The organism is Saccharomonospora cyanea NA-134, assembly GCF_000244975.1.
GTDB classification, from domain to species: domain Bacteria; phylum Actinomycetota; class Actinomycetes; order Mycobacteriales; family Pseudonocardiaceae; genus Saccharomonospora; species Saccharomonospora cyanea.
In genome coordinates this window covers 2,958,375-2,972,832 of sequence record NZ_CM001440.1, presented here as the reverse complement: position 1 = coordinate 2,972,832, position 14,458 = coordinate 2,958,375, and the positions used below count along the sequence as shown (strand labels likewise).

Genomic DNA, 14,458 nt, shown 5'->3' with positions numbered 1-14,458 from the left:
TTCGGCGACGGCGCCGCCACGTTCGGAGCGCTCCTCGAGGGTCGTAGCGGAGTGGGGCCACTACGGCACGTCGACGCTGCTTCGGTCAACGTGACGCGAGCCTATCACCCGGCCGACGACGGTCCCGAGCCCCGATACGGTGCGAGCCGGCTGCTGACCTCCGTCGTGGCGCGTGCGCTGGCGGACGCCGGTGTGGACGCCGGAACCGAGCGCGTGCCCGTCGTGGTCGGCACCGGCCTTCGCGAACTGCGTGCCGTCGAGCGGTGGGCCGAGGGCAGGGACGAACTCGAACTGCATCGGCTGCACTTCGGCCCCTGCCTCGCCGAGCTGGGCGAGGGACTGGGCCCGGTGATCACGTTGTCGAACGCCTGCAGTGCGTCCGGTCACGCGCTGGCGCTGGCCCAGGACCTGGTCGACTCCGGTGCCGCCGAGCGGGTGGTCGCGGCGGGCACCGACGTGATGACGGCGTCGATGCTCGCGATGATCGGGCGGGTCACGCCGGCTCCGACGACACAGGTGCGGCCCTTCGACGAAAACCGCACGGGTGTGCTGCTCGGCGAGGGCGCCGCCGCCGTGGTCGTCGCGGCCGGGACCGCCGGGCCGGGAGAAACGGGACTGCTCGCCACCGGGTTGTGCTGCGACGCGCACCACGAGACCGCCCCGGACGTGGCGGGCATGGTGCGGTCGATGCGGGACGCGTTCACGCGAGCGGGGGTGGGTGCCGAGGAGGTCGATCTCGTCGTCACCCACGGCACGGGAACCGAACAGAACGATCCCGCCGAGCTCCGCGCGTTGCGGCGCGTCTTCTCCGGGCCGCGCCGCCCCGTGCTCACCGGGGTGAAGGGCGCGGTCGGGCACACCTCGGGCGCGGCGGCGCTGGTCAACGTCGACGTCGCCATGCGGGCGATGCGAGCGGGCCGGGTACCGGGTGTCGTCGGGTTGCGTGAGGCGATCGGGGAGGCGGACGGGTTCCGGTTCGCCCACCCCGCCGAGGTGCCGCTGCCGGTGAGGGTGGCGCAGGTCAACGCCTTCGGCTTCGGTGGGGTCAACGCCGTCACCCTGCTGGCCGCTCCGGAGGTGGCAGCGTGAACCGGCTGGTCGCGATCACCCGGCGGGCGGTGTGCCTTCCCGAGCCGGTCCCCGGTACGCGCACGGAACACTGGGAGCCGGACCCCGTCCCGCCTCCGGAACGCGCCGCCGAACTGCTCGGGCGCAAGGGACTGCTGGCCAAGGAACCGGCGACGAGGATGGCGTTGTGCGCGGTGCACCGGGCGTTCGGCCTCCCGGAGCGGGCACCGCGCCGCTCGGCGGAGGAGATGGATCCGCGCACCGCGGTGATCGTCAGCTCCAACCTCGGCAACGTCGCGACCGTGGCCGGGCTCGGTACCGCCCTGCGCGACGGCGGCGTGCGTGCGGTGAGCCCGCTCGATGCGCCCAACGCGTCCAGCAACGTGATCGCCTCCACGGTGGCGATCTGGTTCCGGTTCGGCGGTCCGAACCTGACCGTCTGTTCGGGCCACTCCTCGGGACTCGACGCCGTCGGGCTGGGCAGGTTGCTGCTGCTGTCCGGCCGGGCCGGCCGGGTCGTCGTGGTGGGTGTCGAGCCACGCGACGAGGTGACCGACGCCCTGCTCACCCGCGCCACCGGTGCGCCGGGGGTGCCGGTGGCGGCCTGCGTCGTACTGGAGGCAGCGGGGCACGCCGAGGACGGCGGAGCGTTCCTGCACGACGTCATGGTCGAGTCCACCGCACACGACAGCGGGCTCTTCGCCGATTCGACAACACACGGGAGAGTCACAGTGGACACTGGGAGTGGAGGGCGCGGTTACGGCGCCGAGGGTGTGCTCCAGGTCGCCGTCGCGGCGGCCGTCGTCGCCGCCGACTCCACGGTGCGTTCGATCACCGCGGTGTGTGGTGCTCCGGAAGAGGGTTTCCGCTCCACCCGGATCACCGCGGGGCGCGGATGAACGCCGAGGTACGTCCGAAGCGGCTCGGCCCGTCGCGGCCGGATCGCCCCCTGGCCGTGTTCGTGCACGGGCTGGAGGACGACTGGCGCTCGTGGCGGTCCGTGTCGGAGTCACTCGGTGACGGCTGGGACACCGTGGCGCTCGACATGCCCTGGCGCGCGGGCAACGACTACGGCTGGCGGTGGACCGCGCCGCCCGCGTCGTGGATCGCGACCGGTCTCGACCGGCTCGACCGCAAACCCGACCTGCTGGTCGGCCACTCGTTCGGGGCGAACGCGTCGCTGGAGGCGGTGGCACGGGAGTACTGCGGCGCGGGAGCACTCGCGATGATCGTTCCGTTCTACCGTGCTCCGGAGCCCCGTCCGACCTGGCGGACCTGGAACCGTTCCCGTGAGGCGTTCGAGTTCCAGATGCGGGAGGCCGTGCGGGCGCGGCTCGGCGGACGACTCGAACGGATCGGCGAGGCGCTCGTCGAGTCGATGACCGACAAGGTGTTCGAGCGGATCGGGTTGACGGGCTTTCTGGCCGTCTTCGAACAGTACGTGGCGAGCGGGCACCTTCCCATGGAGTCGCTCGGCATCCCGGTCCTCGTCGTCGCGGGCGAGCGCGATCCCGGCGCGTCCCGCGCGCAGCTGTCCAGGCTCACCGGCGCGCTGCCGGACGCGACCCTGACCTGGCATGCGGAGTTCGACCACTTCTGCCACATCCGGCATGCGGAACAGGTTGCCGAGCTGCTGACGCGGTTCGCGGCGTCACCCACCGCACACCGAGCCGAAAGGAGCGAAGACCGATGACCGCTGAACCGCTCGCGCGGGAGGTGGAGGAGCGCAGTGTCGTCACGCACCTGCGCCCTCGTTACGAGAGCGCCAACATCCGCACGTGGATCGGGTTCAAGCAGTTCATGCAGCTGGCGCAGGAGGCCGTGCTCGGCTGGTTCCGCGAGCGGGATCTCGGCCCGCAGCGGCTGTTCCACGAGTACGGCGTCGGGCTGCGCGTGCTCGACTCCTCCGTGCTGCTGCCCGCCACACTGGAGGTGGACGACGAGGTGACCGCCGAGGTCACCCGCACCGGCGGCGCCACGTTCACCGTGCGGTTGCGGACCGGTGGTGAGAGCCCTGCGCGGGTGTTGCGGGGCAGGCTCACGGTGGCACTGGTCCCGGAGGCGGCCGCCGAGCGCCACGGTGCCGAGGTGCCCGAGGAGTTGCGGGCGCTGCTCACCTCCCCGGTCGCCTCCGAGGAGATCGCGGGACGGCCGGGGGAGTTCTCCTGGGACTGGACGGCGCGTTACTTCCACTGCCACTACTCGGACGTCGTGCAGCACTCGACGTACGTGGCGGCGATGGAGGAGGCGGTGGACCGCTACCTCGCCGCGGTCGGCCTGTCGGTGCCGAGGTTGCTCGCCGAGCGTGGCTGGATCCCGGTCGTGTCGAGGGCCAGGGTCGCGGTGTACGGCGAGGCGCGCATGGACGACGTCGTCCGAACCACGTTCGCCGTGGACGACATCGTGGCCGGGCGCGCGTTCGACGGCCGCATGACCTGTCACGTCGTCGAGGGAGACCACACCAGGCTGGTGGCGGCGGGCACGATCCTGCACGGTTACGCGGTGACCCGCGGCGAGTCCGTCGGTCAGCTCGCGGAGCTGGACGAGGAGACGGTGGAGACGCTGCGGCGAGGTGAGGGCCGGTGAGCGCACGCAGGCCACGGGTGCACTTCTCCTTCCGCAGCCCGTTCAGTTGGATCGCCATGACGAAGCTGCTGGGCGCCGTGCCCGATCTCACCGAGAGGGTGGAGCTGCTGCCGTACTACGACCCGGACGAGCGCACCACGGCGGCGTTGCACGAGCGTGGCGCCGACTTCCACTACCAGCAGATGAGCAAGGCCAAGCACCTGTACATCCTCTACGACGTGCGGCGCCAGGTCCGCAAGCACGGGCTGACCATGACGTGGCCCGTCGACGTGGACCCGTGGTGGGAACTGCCGCATCTCGCGTGGATCCGAGCGACCGAACTCGGCAGGGGAGCGCAGTTCTACGCCGGGATCACCGCCGCCCGGTGGGAGCGCGGGGAGAACGTGTGCACGCCCGAGGTGGTACGGGCGGTGGCCGAGGCGGCGGGACTGCCCGGCGACGAACTGGTCGCCGCGCCCGACGATCCCCGGCTGCGCGAGGCGGGCACCGAGGCGCTGGTGCGGGCGTACGAGGACGACGTGTTCGGGGTGCCGTACTTCCGGATCGGACGGGAGCGGTTCTGGGGGCTGGACCGGGTGGACGACTTCGTGGCCGCGCTGACCGGCGAGCCTGTGCCCGAGGTGCCACCCGCGCCGGCGGCCGTGCGGGACCTGGTCGGTGCGTACGACACCGACACGGCGGGAGGCTGCGGATGACCTCCCGCGCCGTCGTCGTCGACGCGGTGCGGACGCCGATCAGCAAGCGCGGCGGTGTGCTGTCCGGAATGCGCCCCGCCGAGCTGTTGCGGACCGTGCTCCTGGAGCTGTTGCGCCGCAACCGTCTCGAACCGTCCGCCGTGCAGCAGATCGTCGGCGGCTGCGTGACCCAGGTCGGCGAGCAGGGGTTCAACGTGACCCGCTGCGCGTGGCTGTCCACCGGGCTCGACCACACGGTGCCGTGCCTCACGATCGACGCCAGCTGCGGGTCGGCGCAGCAGGCGAACGAGCTGATCCGCGCGCAGATCGACGCGGGGGTGCTCGACCTCGGCATCGCGTGCGGTGTGGAGAGCATGAGCCGCGTGCCCGCGGGAGCGAACATTCCCGGTGGCAAGCGTGACTACCAGACCGACGACTACCCCTGGGACGACCCGCCGGGCCTGCAGTTCGGGGGTGCCGAACGCATCGCCCGCAGGCAGGGCCACACCCGGGAGCAGCTCGACGCCTTCGGGGTGCGGTCGCAACGCCTCGCCGCGGCGGCTCGCGACCGTGGCGTGTTCGCCGAGGAGATCGTGCCGGTGGAGACCCCGAACGGCGTGGTGACCGAGGACGAGGGAATCCGGGACTCGACGCCGGAGACCCTGGCGACGTTGCGGACGACCCTGCGGGAGGGCCTGCACACCGCCGCGACCACCTCGCAGGTGTCGGACGGAGCCGCGGCCGTGCTGTGGATGTCGGCCGAGCGGGCACAAGCACTCGGCCTTCGCCCGATCGGCCGCGTGGTGGGGCACACCTTCGTCGGGGCCGATCCGTACTACCTGCTCGACGGCCCCGTCGACGCGACCCGGGCGGTGCTCGACCGGACCGGGATGGCGCTGGCCGACCTCGACCTCGCGGAGGTCAACGAGGCGTTCGCGAGTGTGGTGTTGTCGTGGGTCGAGCGCACCGGCGCCGATCTCGACCGCGTCAACGTCAACGGGGGAGCGATCGCGCTCGGGCACCCGATGGGAGCCACCGGAGCCCGGCTGGTCGCCACCGCGCTCGGCGAACTGCGCAGGCGCGACCGCGAGCACGCGCTCGTGACGATGTGCTGCGGAGGATCACTCGGTACGGCCACGGTGCTGCAGCGGCTGTGACGGTCCGGGACGGTCCGGGACGGGCTAGACAGGCCGGATCCGACGACAGGGGACAGGTATGACGGAGACGCCGGCCGTGGTGGAGGTCGATCGCACCCTCACCCGAGGCGAACTCGACGAGATGGTGGACCGGTTCGCCACGGCACTCGCCGCGCACGGGGCGGGGCCTTCGGGACGGGTGGGCTGGATCATGGCCAACCGCGCCGAGGTGCTCGCCGTCGCGCTGGCCGCTCGCGGACTCGGCGCCCCCGTGGTGGCGTTCGGGCGGCGGTGCACGGCGGAGGAACTGACGGGCCGGATCGCGGTCGCCGCACCGGCCGTGATCGTCGTGGACGGTGCCGAGCGACAGCGGGTCCAGGACGTGGCGGACGGGGTGCCGGTGCTCGACGTGACCGAACCGCTGCCGGAGGGGGCCGGGCTCGTGGCGGCCCGCGCCGAGCCGACCGGTGACACCGACCGGCTCGGCGCGGGCGCGTCCCTGCTGTTCACGTCGGGCACGAGCGGCCGCCCCAAGGCAGCGCTGCGGACGAGGGGCGACCGGCGCCTCGCCGAGCGGATCGCCAACGGCTTCGGTCTCGGGGCGAAAACCCGCTTCCTCGTGTCCGGACCGCTGACCCATTCGGGCCCCTGGACGTGCGCGCTGATGTCCCTGTCCCGAGGCGGCACCGTCGGACTGCTACGCGGGTTCGATGCCGAGGCGTGGCTGGACTTCGCGTCGGAGCACGGCATGAACAGCGGATTCCTCACCCCCACCCAGCTTCGACGGCTGGTCCGCGCGGGGCGGGACCGGCGGGATCGGCTTCCCACACCCACCCACGTCGTGGTGTCGGGTGAGCCGTTCCCCGACGCGCTGAAGCGGGAAGCGGTGCGCCTGTTCGGGCCCGGCTTCGTCGAGTGTTACGGCAGCACCGAACTGGGGCCGACGACCGCGCTGCACGCCCGCGAGTTCGCCGACCACCCCGGCTCGTCGGGGCGACCGTTCGACGGTGTCGAGGTGGCCGCTTTCCGCGACGGGCGACGCCTCGGAGCAGGGGAGGAGGGCGTGCTGCACGCGCGGACACCGCTCGCCTTCGACGGCTACGTGGGCGGCGACGAGCGGCTCGGCACGGCTCGCCGCGAGGAGCAGGCTCCCGGCGGCGGTTGGCAGACCGTCGGTGACGTGGGCTTCGTCGACGCCGACGGCTATGTCCACGTGACCGGACGTGCCGACGACATGATCATCAGTGGTGGCGTGAACATGGTGCCTGCCGACATCGAGGCCGTCCTGGGCGGGCATCCCGACGTGCGGGAGTGCGTGGTGTTCGGTGTGCCCGACCCGGTGTGGGGACAGCGTGTCGCGGCGGCGGTGGTCAGCGACACCGACCTCGACGCCGCCCAGGTGCGGGACTGGATGCGGGGCCGGATCTCGGACGACAAGCGACCCTACGACGTGCTCAGGCTTCCCGAGTTGCCGATGACCGCGAACGGGAAGGTTTCGCGCCCCGCACTGGCGGCGATGCTGGCCGCCGTGCGGGGCGCCGACGGGTGAGCGGCGCCCCGCGCTCACGAGCGGGCGCGAGGGCGGGAGCCTTTCGGCACCGTGCCGATGGCCGCGTCCCCTCGCAGTGCCGCCAGCCTTTCCGGCGAGTAGTCGAGCCATTCGGTGAGGACCTCGTCGGTGTGCTGGTCGAACATCGGTGCGGGCCCGTCCGCCCGCAACGGTTCGCCGTCGAGGGCGACCGGGATACCGAGGTAGGCGCGTTTTCCCGCCACCGGGTGGTCGACGAGTTCGAGCATCCGCTGCGCGGCCAGCGTGCCCGAGTGGAACAACGACCGAATGTGCTGGACGGCCACGCAGCGGGCACCGGCCGCGCGCAGCGCCTCGCGAACGGCGTCGGTGTCCCGGTGTGCCGCCCACGCGGTGAGTGCCTCGCTCAGCGCTGTCCCACCGGTCCCACCGTCCCGTTCGAGAAGTTCGCGCACGGCACGTGCCTGTTGCTCCGTGGCCACCACGTAGGCGAGGTGGCCGTCGGCGGCCGACAGCACTCCGGCGTCGGCCGCGCCCGGCTCCGCGTTACCGAGCCTGGCCGGTGAGCGGCCCTGCTGTCCCGCGAGGACGACACCCTCGCCGAACTGCAACCACAGGGCCTCCTGCTGGGAGAAATCGATGGCGGCGCCCGGACCGCCTGCCGCGCGCGCGGCCAGCGCGGCCAGCACGGCCACGGTGGCGTGCACGCCGGAGACCGCGTCGGGGTAGTAGGTGGGGCTCGTCCGAGCTCCCTCCCCGGGCGAACCGAACCTCGCCGCGAAACCGCCCATGGCCTCCGTGAGCATGCCGAAGCCCGGCATGGCGCGGTCCGGGCCGACCGCGCCGAGCGCGGGCATCGTGATGTGCACGAGCCCGCGCTCCACCTGTTCGCGGACGAAGCCGTCCAGACCACGGTCGGCGAGTACGCGGTGGTTCATGTTGACCACCAGCACGTCGGCCGCCGCGACCAGCTCCCGGAAGACCCGCGCCCCGTCCGGCCGGGACAGGTCCACCGACACGGCGCGCTTGCCGCGGTTGAGGCTGTTGAACTGTGCCGAGGCGTCGTAGGTGACGTCGGTGGGAGCGTGCTGCTCACCGGGTGCTGTTCCGAGGTCCCGCAGGCGGAACCGGGTCCGCCACCCGTCGGGATGCGCGCCGGCCTCGACCCTGATGACGTCGGCTCCGGTACTCGCCAGGAACCGGCCCACGAACGGGCCCGCCCACGCCCAGGTCAGCTCCACGACACGCAAACCGTTGCGTACGGGCCACAGTGGCCGGGAACGTGGTCGGCGCGGCTGGAACCACCCGTCGTCCTCACCGCGCCGGGCGAGTCGCACCACGGTGGGCGCGGTGGTGTTCTCCACCCGCCAGGGCCGCACCGGGATCGGCCCCCGCGCCGCGCCGGAGACGGTGCCCACGAAACCGCGTTCCCGCAGATGCGGGTCGGTGAGCACGTCCTGCGCGGACAGCACCATGCCTGCCGACCAGCCCGACTTCAACGCGAGGTCGAAGATCTCCCGCCGGGTCCGGGCGAGATACCAGTCGGCGATCTCGGCGCGCAGTTGCTCGCGGTTGCGCCAGCGGTCTCGCCAGCTGAACCTCGGGTCCAGCACCAGGTCGGGGCGGCCGTACAGTTCGCACTGGGTGGTCCAGTCCTTGCCGCGCACCGTGCCGGGCACGACGTAGCCGTCGGCGCACGCGAAGGCGCCGGAGGGGAAGGTGTTCGTCTGGAAACCCGCCTGGCGCACCTCCTCCTCGCGCTCGTCGCCGTGGGGTGCGGTGACCCCGTACAGCGTCGCCGCGGCCTGGCACTCCACCGCCGAGCGCGCCGCGCCGACCCAGGTCACCTCGGCTCGGCCGTGCCTGCCGAGACCGGCGAGTGCGGCAGCGGCCGCGTACGCGCCCGCGAGGTACTGGGACTGCCAACCGGGGAAACGCCACAGTTGACCGTCCTGCTCCGTCGCCGCCAGCAGACCGGACGCGGCCTGGACGAGCAGCTCGTCCGAGGGGCTGCCCGGGTCGTCGTGGCCGGTACCCCAGGCCGTGACGGAGACGAGCATCGGCGGGTCCGCCACCGAGCCGGTGTCCTCCCACGGTCCGAAGTCCCGAGCGACCCGGTCGCTGAGCACGACGTCGGCCCACGCCAGACCCTCCTCAGGCGTGATCGACTCCGCGCCGACCGAGCGTTTGCCCGCGTTGAGGTGGACGAACAGCGGGCTGGGTGAGACCTGCGGCCCGCCGTCGACCGGGATCGTCCTCGCGGGATCGCCCTCGGCCGGCTCGACCTTCACGACCGTGGCGCCGAGCATCGCCAGCAGCCGCCCCGCGTACGGGCCCGCCACACCGGTCGCCACTTCGAGCACCCGCAGACCGGCCAGCGGCGCGTGCGGTGTCGCCGCGTTGTCCATGCAACCCATGCCACGCACGATCAGGTGCGGCGCCGGTGCGGGCAACACTTCCGGTGCCGTTCGCGGCGCGTTGACACCACACCGCGGAAGCGGCGAGCGTGAGCGCGACCGGGTACGGGAGGGCGCGATGACGTTGCGGATGTACTGGTTTCTGCCGCTCCACGGTGACGGTCGTGACCTTGCCGAAGGCCGTGTCGGCAACGGACAGCGACGTGAACGCCGGCGGGATATCGGTCTGAACTACCTCGCGCAGGTCGCCAGGGCCGCGGAGGGGCAGGGTTTCGACGGTGTGCTCGCGCCGTTCGGACTGTTCTGCGAGGACCCCTGGCTGGTGTGCTCCGCGCTCGCCGCCCACACCGAACGGCTGCGCTTCATGATCGCGCTGCGGCCGGGCCTGATGGCGCCCACGCTGGTCGCGCAGATGTCGGCGACGTTCCAGCGCCTGTCCGGCGGCCGGTTGCTGCTCAACGTGGTCACCGGAGGTGACCCGCAGGAGCAACGCCGCTACGGCGACTTCCTCGACCACGCCAGCCGCTACGACCGTACCGAGGAGTTCCTGGCCGTGCTGCGTTCGCTGTGGCAGGGCAGGACCGACTTCGAGGGCGACCACTTCACGGTGGCGGGCGGCCGGGTGATGCGCCCGCCGAGCACGTGGCCGCGCATCTTCCTCGGTGGGTCGTCCGAAGCGGCGATGCGGGTGGCGTCGCGGCACGCCGACGTCTACCTGTGCTGGGCCGAGCCGATCCCCCAGCTGACGGCGCAACTCGCCCGCGTGCGGGAGCAGGCGGCGGTCACGGCGCCGGACCGCACCCTGGAGTTCGGCACCCGGCTCCACATCATCAGCCGCGACCGGGCCGAAGACGCCTGGGCCGTGGCGAACAGCGTCCTCGAACATCTCGACCCGGAGCAGATCCGGGACGCGCGGCAGCGGATGTCCACCGCCGACTCCGTGGGCCAGCGCAGGATGGCCGCACTGCACGAAGGCGACGCGTCGAGCCTGGAGGTGGCCCCCAACATGTGGACCGGCTTCAGCCTGATCCGCCAGGGCCCCGGACTCACGCTCGTCGGCTCGCACACCGAGGTGGCCGACCGGATCACGGAGCTGCACGAGGCGGGCGTCGAGCACCTGATCCTGTCGGGACAGCCGCATCTGGAGGAGGCGTACTGGGTGGGTGAGGGGGTGCTGCCGCTGTTGCGGGAGCGCGGCGTGCTCGACCCGGGCGAAGCGACGGCTCCGGTTCCTGCGCAGGTGGCGGGAGGCGGAGCCTGATGGCGACGGGGCAGTCCCGGCGGCCCATCCGCACGATCGAGGAGGAGCGGCTGCGGCGCAAACAACGCCTCGCGGCGACGTTCCGGCTCTTCGCCGAACGGGGATTCGACGAAGGTGTCGGCGGGCACGTCACCGCCCGCGACCCGGAGCGCACGGACCACTTCTGGATCAACCCGCTCGCCGTCCACTTCGCCCACGTCAGGGTCAGCGACCTGCTGCTGGTCGCTCCGGACGGAACGGTCGTCGAAGGCGAGGGCCGGATCAACCCGGCCGGGTTCGCCATCCACTCCGCCGTGCACGCCGCCCGCCCGGACGCGGTGGCCGCGGCCCACACGCATTCGCTGCACGGCCGCGCGTTCGCCGCGCTGGGCCGGCCGCTGCTGCCGATCACACAGGACGCGTGCGCGTTCTTCGAGGACCACGCGGTGCACGACGACTTCTCGGGTGTGGTCACCGACAAGGAGGAGGGCGAGCGGATCGCCGGGAGTCTCGGCCCGTTCAAGGCGGTGATCCTGCGCAACCACGGTCTGCTCACCGTCGGTGGCACCGTCGAGGAGGCGGCGTGGTGGTTCCTCACCATGGACCGCTCCTGTCAGGTGCAACTGCTCGCCGAGGCGGCGGGTGAGCCGCACCTGATCGACCCGGCTTCGGCGCGGCACACCTACGGCACCATCGGCACTCCCGAGATGGGCCGGTTCAACTTCCGCCCCCTGTACGCCGACATCGTGCGCCGTCACCCCGACCTCCTGGACTGAAACGGATGCCGACCATGCCCACACCCGACGACGTCCGCACCACCTCGATCGCCGACGCCGCCGCCTACCGGCAGGGACCGCCACTCGCCGAGTTCGCTCGGCTGCGCTCCCAGGCACCCGTGGCGTGGGTGCCCGAGCCCACCCGGCGGCTGCGCTCGGGATCCGGCTTCGTCGAACACACCGGAACCGGCTTCTGGGCGGTCACGCGGCACGAGACCGTCGTGGCGGCGTCCCGGCAACCGACGCTGTTCTCGTCGGCGGCCAGGGGAGCGTTCCTCAGTGACCCCAAGTCGTGGGCCGATCTGGAGCGTTCCCGGCAACTGCTGATCGGCATGGACCCGCCGGAACACGGCGTGCTGCGGCGCCGGATCGTCTCCGCGATGCCGACCCGTGCCGCGCTCGCCCAGTCGATCCACGACCACGCGGCCTCGCTGGTGTCGGCCTTCGTGGCCGAGGGCGGTGGGGACGTCGTGGCCGACGTGGCCGCCGAACTGCCGCTGCTGGTGCTCGCCGACCTGCTGGGTGTGCCGAGCCAGGACCGGCACCTGTTCTTCGAGTGGAGCAACAACCTCGTCGGGTTCGACGACCCCGACATCGGGGGCAACGACGTCACCACGTTCACCCGCACGATCGCGGAGGCGTTCGGTTACGCCCGCAGACTGGCGAACGACCGTCGTCGTTCGCCGCGTGACGACTTCGTCAGCGCACTCGTCACGGGACCCGAACCGCTCGACGAGTCGGCGTTCTGCCACGCCTGGTTGCTCATGGTCGTCGCGGGCAACGAGACGACGCGTCACCTCATCTCCGGAGGGATCGATCTGCTGCTGGAGCACCCCCGGCTGGCGGAGCGGTTCGTCGCCGGTGCCGACGTGTCGAAGGCCGTGGACGAGATGCTGCGGTGGGTCACCCCGATCATGCAGTTCCGGCGCACGGCGACGGCGGACACGGAACTGGAGGGCCAACCGATCGCCGAGGGCGACAAGGTGATCCTCTACTACATCGCGGCCAACCACGACGAGACGGTGTTCGACAGCCCCGAGGTTCCCGACCTCGCCCGCGACCCGAACCCGCATCTCAGTTTCGGTGTCGGCCCGCACTTCTGCCTCGGCGGGCACCTCGCGCGGCAGGAGGCCGTGGAGCTGTTCACGGCGCTGCGGCCGCACGTGGCGCGGCTCCGGCGGGCGGGGTCCGGGTCGCGTCTCGCGTCGAACTTCATGAACGGCTTCAAGGAACTGCCCGTCACACTGGGCCGATGACCGAGGGGGCGTGTGGAACAGCGGGAGTTCACCGCGTGGCTGCGCTCGCCACGTGAGAGTACCGGGATCCGGTTCGCACACCGCGACGGCTGGGACCACTGGCCGTACCCCCGTCTGGCCGGGCTGGCCGGACGGTTCGCCGCGGTGTACCGGTCCGAGGGAGTGCGGGAGGGCGACGTCGTCGCGATCCTGCTCGACACCGGGCCGGAGTTCGTCGCCGCCCTCTACGCCGCCGCGGCGGTCGGCGCGGCGGCCGCGCCCGTGGCTCCGCCTCCACTGTTCGGCCCGGCGGCGGAACACACACTGCGGATCGAGGCCGTGCTGGACAACGCTCGGCCCACCCTCGTGGTGACGAGCACGCGGCATCGGGGCCACACCGGTGATCGTCGCGCTCTGATCGCCGAGGAGATCGCCGAGGAGGCCACATCGGCTATGACGGGGGCCGGTCGGCACACCGGGGGACGGCTCACCGGCGAGCCGGTGGGCCTGCTCGCACCGGCTGAGCCGGACCGCACGGTGCTCGTGCAGTTCACCTCGGGGTCCACGGCCTCGCCCCGCGGCGTCCGCGTCTCCGAAGGAGCTCTGGCCACCACACTCTCCACGCTCGGCGGGTGGCTCGACCACACACCGGACACGCCCACCGCGTCGTGGCTGCCGCTGCATCACGACATGGGCCTCGTCGGCTGCCTGCTCGGTCCGGTGGCGCACCAGGCGGATCTGTGGTTGCTGCCGACGGCGGAGTTCGTCCGCAGGCCCCTCCGGTACCTGCGCTGTTTCTCCGAACACCGGGCGGCCCTGTCCGCGATGCCCGTGTTCGGGCTCGACCACATCAGCGCGCGGGTCCGTCCCCGAGACCTCGCCGGGGCGGACTTCTCCTCGTGGCGGGTGCTGATCCTCGGCGCCGAACGGATCGACCCCGACTCGCTGCGCCGGTTCCACGACCTGCTCGGGCCGCACGGCTTCGACCCGGCCGCGTTCGCGCCCGCGTACGGGCTGGCCGAGGCGACCCTCGCGGTGACGGGAACCCCGGCCGGACGTGGCTGGCGTTCGCTGACCGTGGACCCGGCCACGCTGGTGCCCGGCGCGCGGGTGGTCCGTGCCGACGTCCCGGCGGCGCGCGAGATCGTCAGTTGCGGTCCTCCGCTGGGCCGTGCCCGGGTTCGGGTGCTCGACGACCGCGGCGATGCGGTGGACGACGGTGTCGTCGGTGAGATCAGCGTGGAGGGGCCGATGGTGGCCTCCGGTTACGTCGGCGATTCCGAGGCCACGGGGTCCCGCCTGGAGGGGAGCGGGGTTCGGACCGGCGACGCGGGTTTCCTCCTCGACGGCGAGTTGTTCGTCCTCGGCAGACTCGGCGACGCGATGAAGATCCGCGGCCGGACGGTGTACGCCGAGGACCTGGAGGCGGTACTGGGGCACGAGGGTGCGCGCCCCGTGGTGGCCCTCGGTTCGCGGGCGGCGCGACCGGTGGTGCTGGCCGTGGTCGGCACGACGGAGTCCGGAGCGCGGATCGAGCGGATCCGCTCGACGCTCGATCGTCTCGGTGAGGGAGCGAGCGTGGAGGTGCGGCGCGTACCGGCGGCGCGCGTGCCCCGCACGACGAGCGGCAAGCCGCGTCGGCGTGAACTGTTCCGCCGGTTTCTGAACGGCGAACTCGACGAGGCGGGCAGCACGGTCGGGGAGTTGGCGAAACCTTGACTGCCACAAGGAGTTTTTGTGACCGTCGCCGCATGCCGCGGGGCAGCGGCCTTGGGCGCGTCGTCCGGTTTTTCGATCT

General features: G+C 72.3%; 12 protein-coding genes. 11 read left to right on the top strand and 1 reads right to left on the bottom strand.

The window, feature by feature from the left end; translation table 11 throughout:
* Positions 1-90 precede the first annotated feature (90 nt).
* Genes SACCYDRAFT_RS13915 through SACCYDRAFT_RS13885 form a run of 7 tightly spaced genes read left to right on the top strand, consistent with a single transcriptional unit; the run spans position 91 to position 7,013 of the window.
* Positions 91-1,089, top strand: coding sequence for a beta-ketoacyl synthase N-terminal-like domain-containing protein (locus tag SACCYDRAFT_RS13915; protein WP_232283676.1), 999 nt, complete (start codon positions 91-93; stop codon positions 1,087-1,089).
* The gene (locus SACCYDRAFT_RS13910; RefSeq protein ID WP_005457029.1) at positions 1,086-1,967 is read left to right on the top strand and encodes a beta-ketoacyl synthase N-terminal-like domain-containing protein; all 882 of its coding nucleotides are present in this window, start codon (positions 1,086-1,088) and stop codon (positions 1,965-1,967) included. Before SACCYDRAFT_RS13915 ends, SACCYDRAFT_RS13910 begins: the two co-directional genes overlap by 4 nt.
* On the top strand, positions 1,964-2,761 hold the full coding sequence (locus SACCYDRAFT_RS13905) for an alpha/beta fold hydrolase (RefSeq protein ID WP_005457028.1): 798 nt from the start codon (positions 1,964-1,966) through the stop codon (positions 2,759-2,761). Before SACCYDRAFT_RS13910 ends, SACCYDRAFT_RS13905 begins: the two co-directional genes overlap by 4 nt.
* Positions 2,758-3,654, top strand: coding sequence for an acyl-CoA thioesterase (locus tag SACCYDRAFT_RS13900; RefSeq protein WP_005457027.1), 897 nt, complete (start codon positions 2,758-2,760; stop codon positions 3,652-3,654). Before SACCYDRAFT_RS13905 ends, SACCYDRAFT_RS13900 begins: the two co-directional genes overlap by 4 nt.
* Positions 3,651-4,349 (top strand): 2-hydroxychromene-2-carboxylate isomerase, encoded by a 699-nt coding sequence (locus SACCYDRAFT_RS13895; protein ID WP_005457026.1) that lies wholly within the window; start codon positions 3,651-3,653, stop codon positions 4,347-4,349. The genes SACCYDRAFT_RS13900 and SACCYDRAFT_RS13895 overlap by 4 nt, the downstream gene beginning before the upstream one ends.
* On the top strand, positions 4,346-5,485 hold the full coding sequence (locus SACCYDRAFT_RS13890) for a steroid 3-ketoacyl-CoA thiolase (protein ID WP_005457025.1): 1,140 nt from the start codon (positions 4,346-4,348) through the stop codon (positions 5,483-5,485). Before SACCYDRAFT_RS13895 ends, SACCYDRAFT_RS13890 begins: the two co-directional genes overlap by 4 nt.
* 37 nt (positions 5,486-5,522) lie before the next feature.
* Entirely contained in the window at positions 5,523-7,013 is a 1,491-nt protein-coding gene (locus SACCYDRAFT_RS13885; protein WP_332306975.1) for a class I adenylate-forming enzyme family protein, read from the top strand.
* Between the two features lie 14 nt (positions 7,014-7,027).
* On the opposite strand, the gene SACCYDRAFT_RS13880 is transcribed toward SACCYDRAFT_RS13885, so the two are convergent.
* Positions 7,028-9,400 (bottom strand): CoA transferase, encoded by a 2,373-nt coding sequence (locus tag SACCYDRAFT_RS13880; RefSeq protein ID WP_198284925.1) that lies wholly within the window; start codon positions 9,398-9,400, stop codon positions 7,028-7,030.
* A gap of 127 nt (positions 9,401-9,527) precedes the next feature.
* Between SACCYDRAFT_RS13880 and SACCYDRAFT_RS13875 the strand changes: the two genes are divergently transcribed.
* The 4 genes from SACCYDRAFT_RS13875 to SACCYDRAFT_RS13860 are packed head-to-tail and all read left to right on the top strand — an operon-like array spanning position 9,528 to position 14,379.
* Positions 9,528-10,670: an LLM class flavin-dependent oxidoreductase gene (locus tag SACCYDRAFT_RS13875; RefSeq protein ID WP_005457022.1), complete on the top strand. Its 1,143-nt coding sequence runs from the start codon at positions 9,528-9,530 to the stop codon at positions 10,668-10,670.
* Positions 10,670-11,425, top strand: a complete 756-nt coding sequence (locus SACCYDRAFT_RS13870; RefSeq protein ID WP_005457021.1) for a class II aldolase/adducin family protein — start codon at positions 10,670-10,672, stop codon at positions 11,423-11,425. The genes SACCYDRAFT_RS13875 and SACCYDRAFT_RS13870 overlap by 1 nt, the downstream gene beginning before the upstream one ends.
* 14 nt (positions 11,426-11,439) lie before the next feature.
* Positions 11,440-12,681: a cytochrome P450 gene (locus SACCYDRAFT_RS13865; protein ID WP_005457020.1), complete on the top strand. Its 1,242-nt coding sequence runs from the start codon at positions 11,440-11,442 to the stop codon at positions 12,679-12,681.
* A gap of 12 nt (positions 12,682-12,693) precedes the next feature.
* Positions 12,694-14,379: an AMP-binding protein gene (locus tag SACCYDRAFT_RS13860; RefSeq protein ID WP_005457019.1), complete on the top strand. Its 1,686-nt coding sequence runs from the start codon at positions 12,694-12,696 to the stop codon at positions 14,377-14,379.
* The last annotated feature ends 79 nt before the right edge of the window (positions 14,380-14,458 follow it).

Bases quoted from the DNA above. Each gene is read 5' to 3' on its own strand.
- SACCYDRAFT_RS13905 (WP_005457028.1), top strand. From the start codon at position 1,964: ATGAACGCCGAGGTACGTCCGAAGCGGCTCGGCCCGTCGCGGCCGGAT.
- SACCYDRAFT_RS13900 (WP_005457027.1), top strand. From the start codon at position 2,758: ATGACCGCTGAACCGCTCGCGCGGGAGGTGGAGGAGCGCAGTGTCGTC.
- SACCYDRAFT_RS13890 (WP_005457025.1), top strand. From the start codon at position 4,346: ATGACCTCCCGCGCCGTCGTCGTCGACGCGGTGCGGACGCCGATCAGC.
- SACCYDRAFT_RS13880 (WP_198284925.1), bottom strand. From the start codon at position 9,400: ATGGACAACGCGGCGACACCGCACGCGCCGCTGGCCGGTCTGCGGGTG.
- SACCYDRAFT_RS13875 (WP_005457022.1), top strand. From the start codon at position 9,528: ATGACGTTGCGGATGTACTGGTTTCTGCCGCTCCACGGTGACGGTCGT.
- SACCYDRAFT_RS13870 (WP_005457021.1), top strand. From the start codon at position 10,670: ATGGCGACGGGGCAGTCCCGGCGGCCCATCCGCACGATCGAGGAGGAG.
- SACCYDRAFT_RS13865 (WP_005457020.1), top strand. From the start codon at position 11,440: ATGCCCACACCCGACGACGTCCGCACCACCTCGATCGCCGACGCCGCC.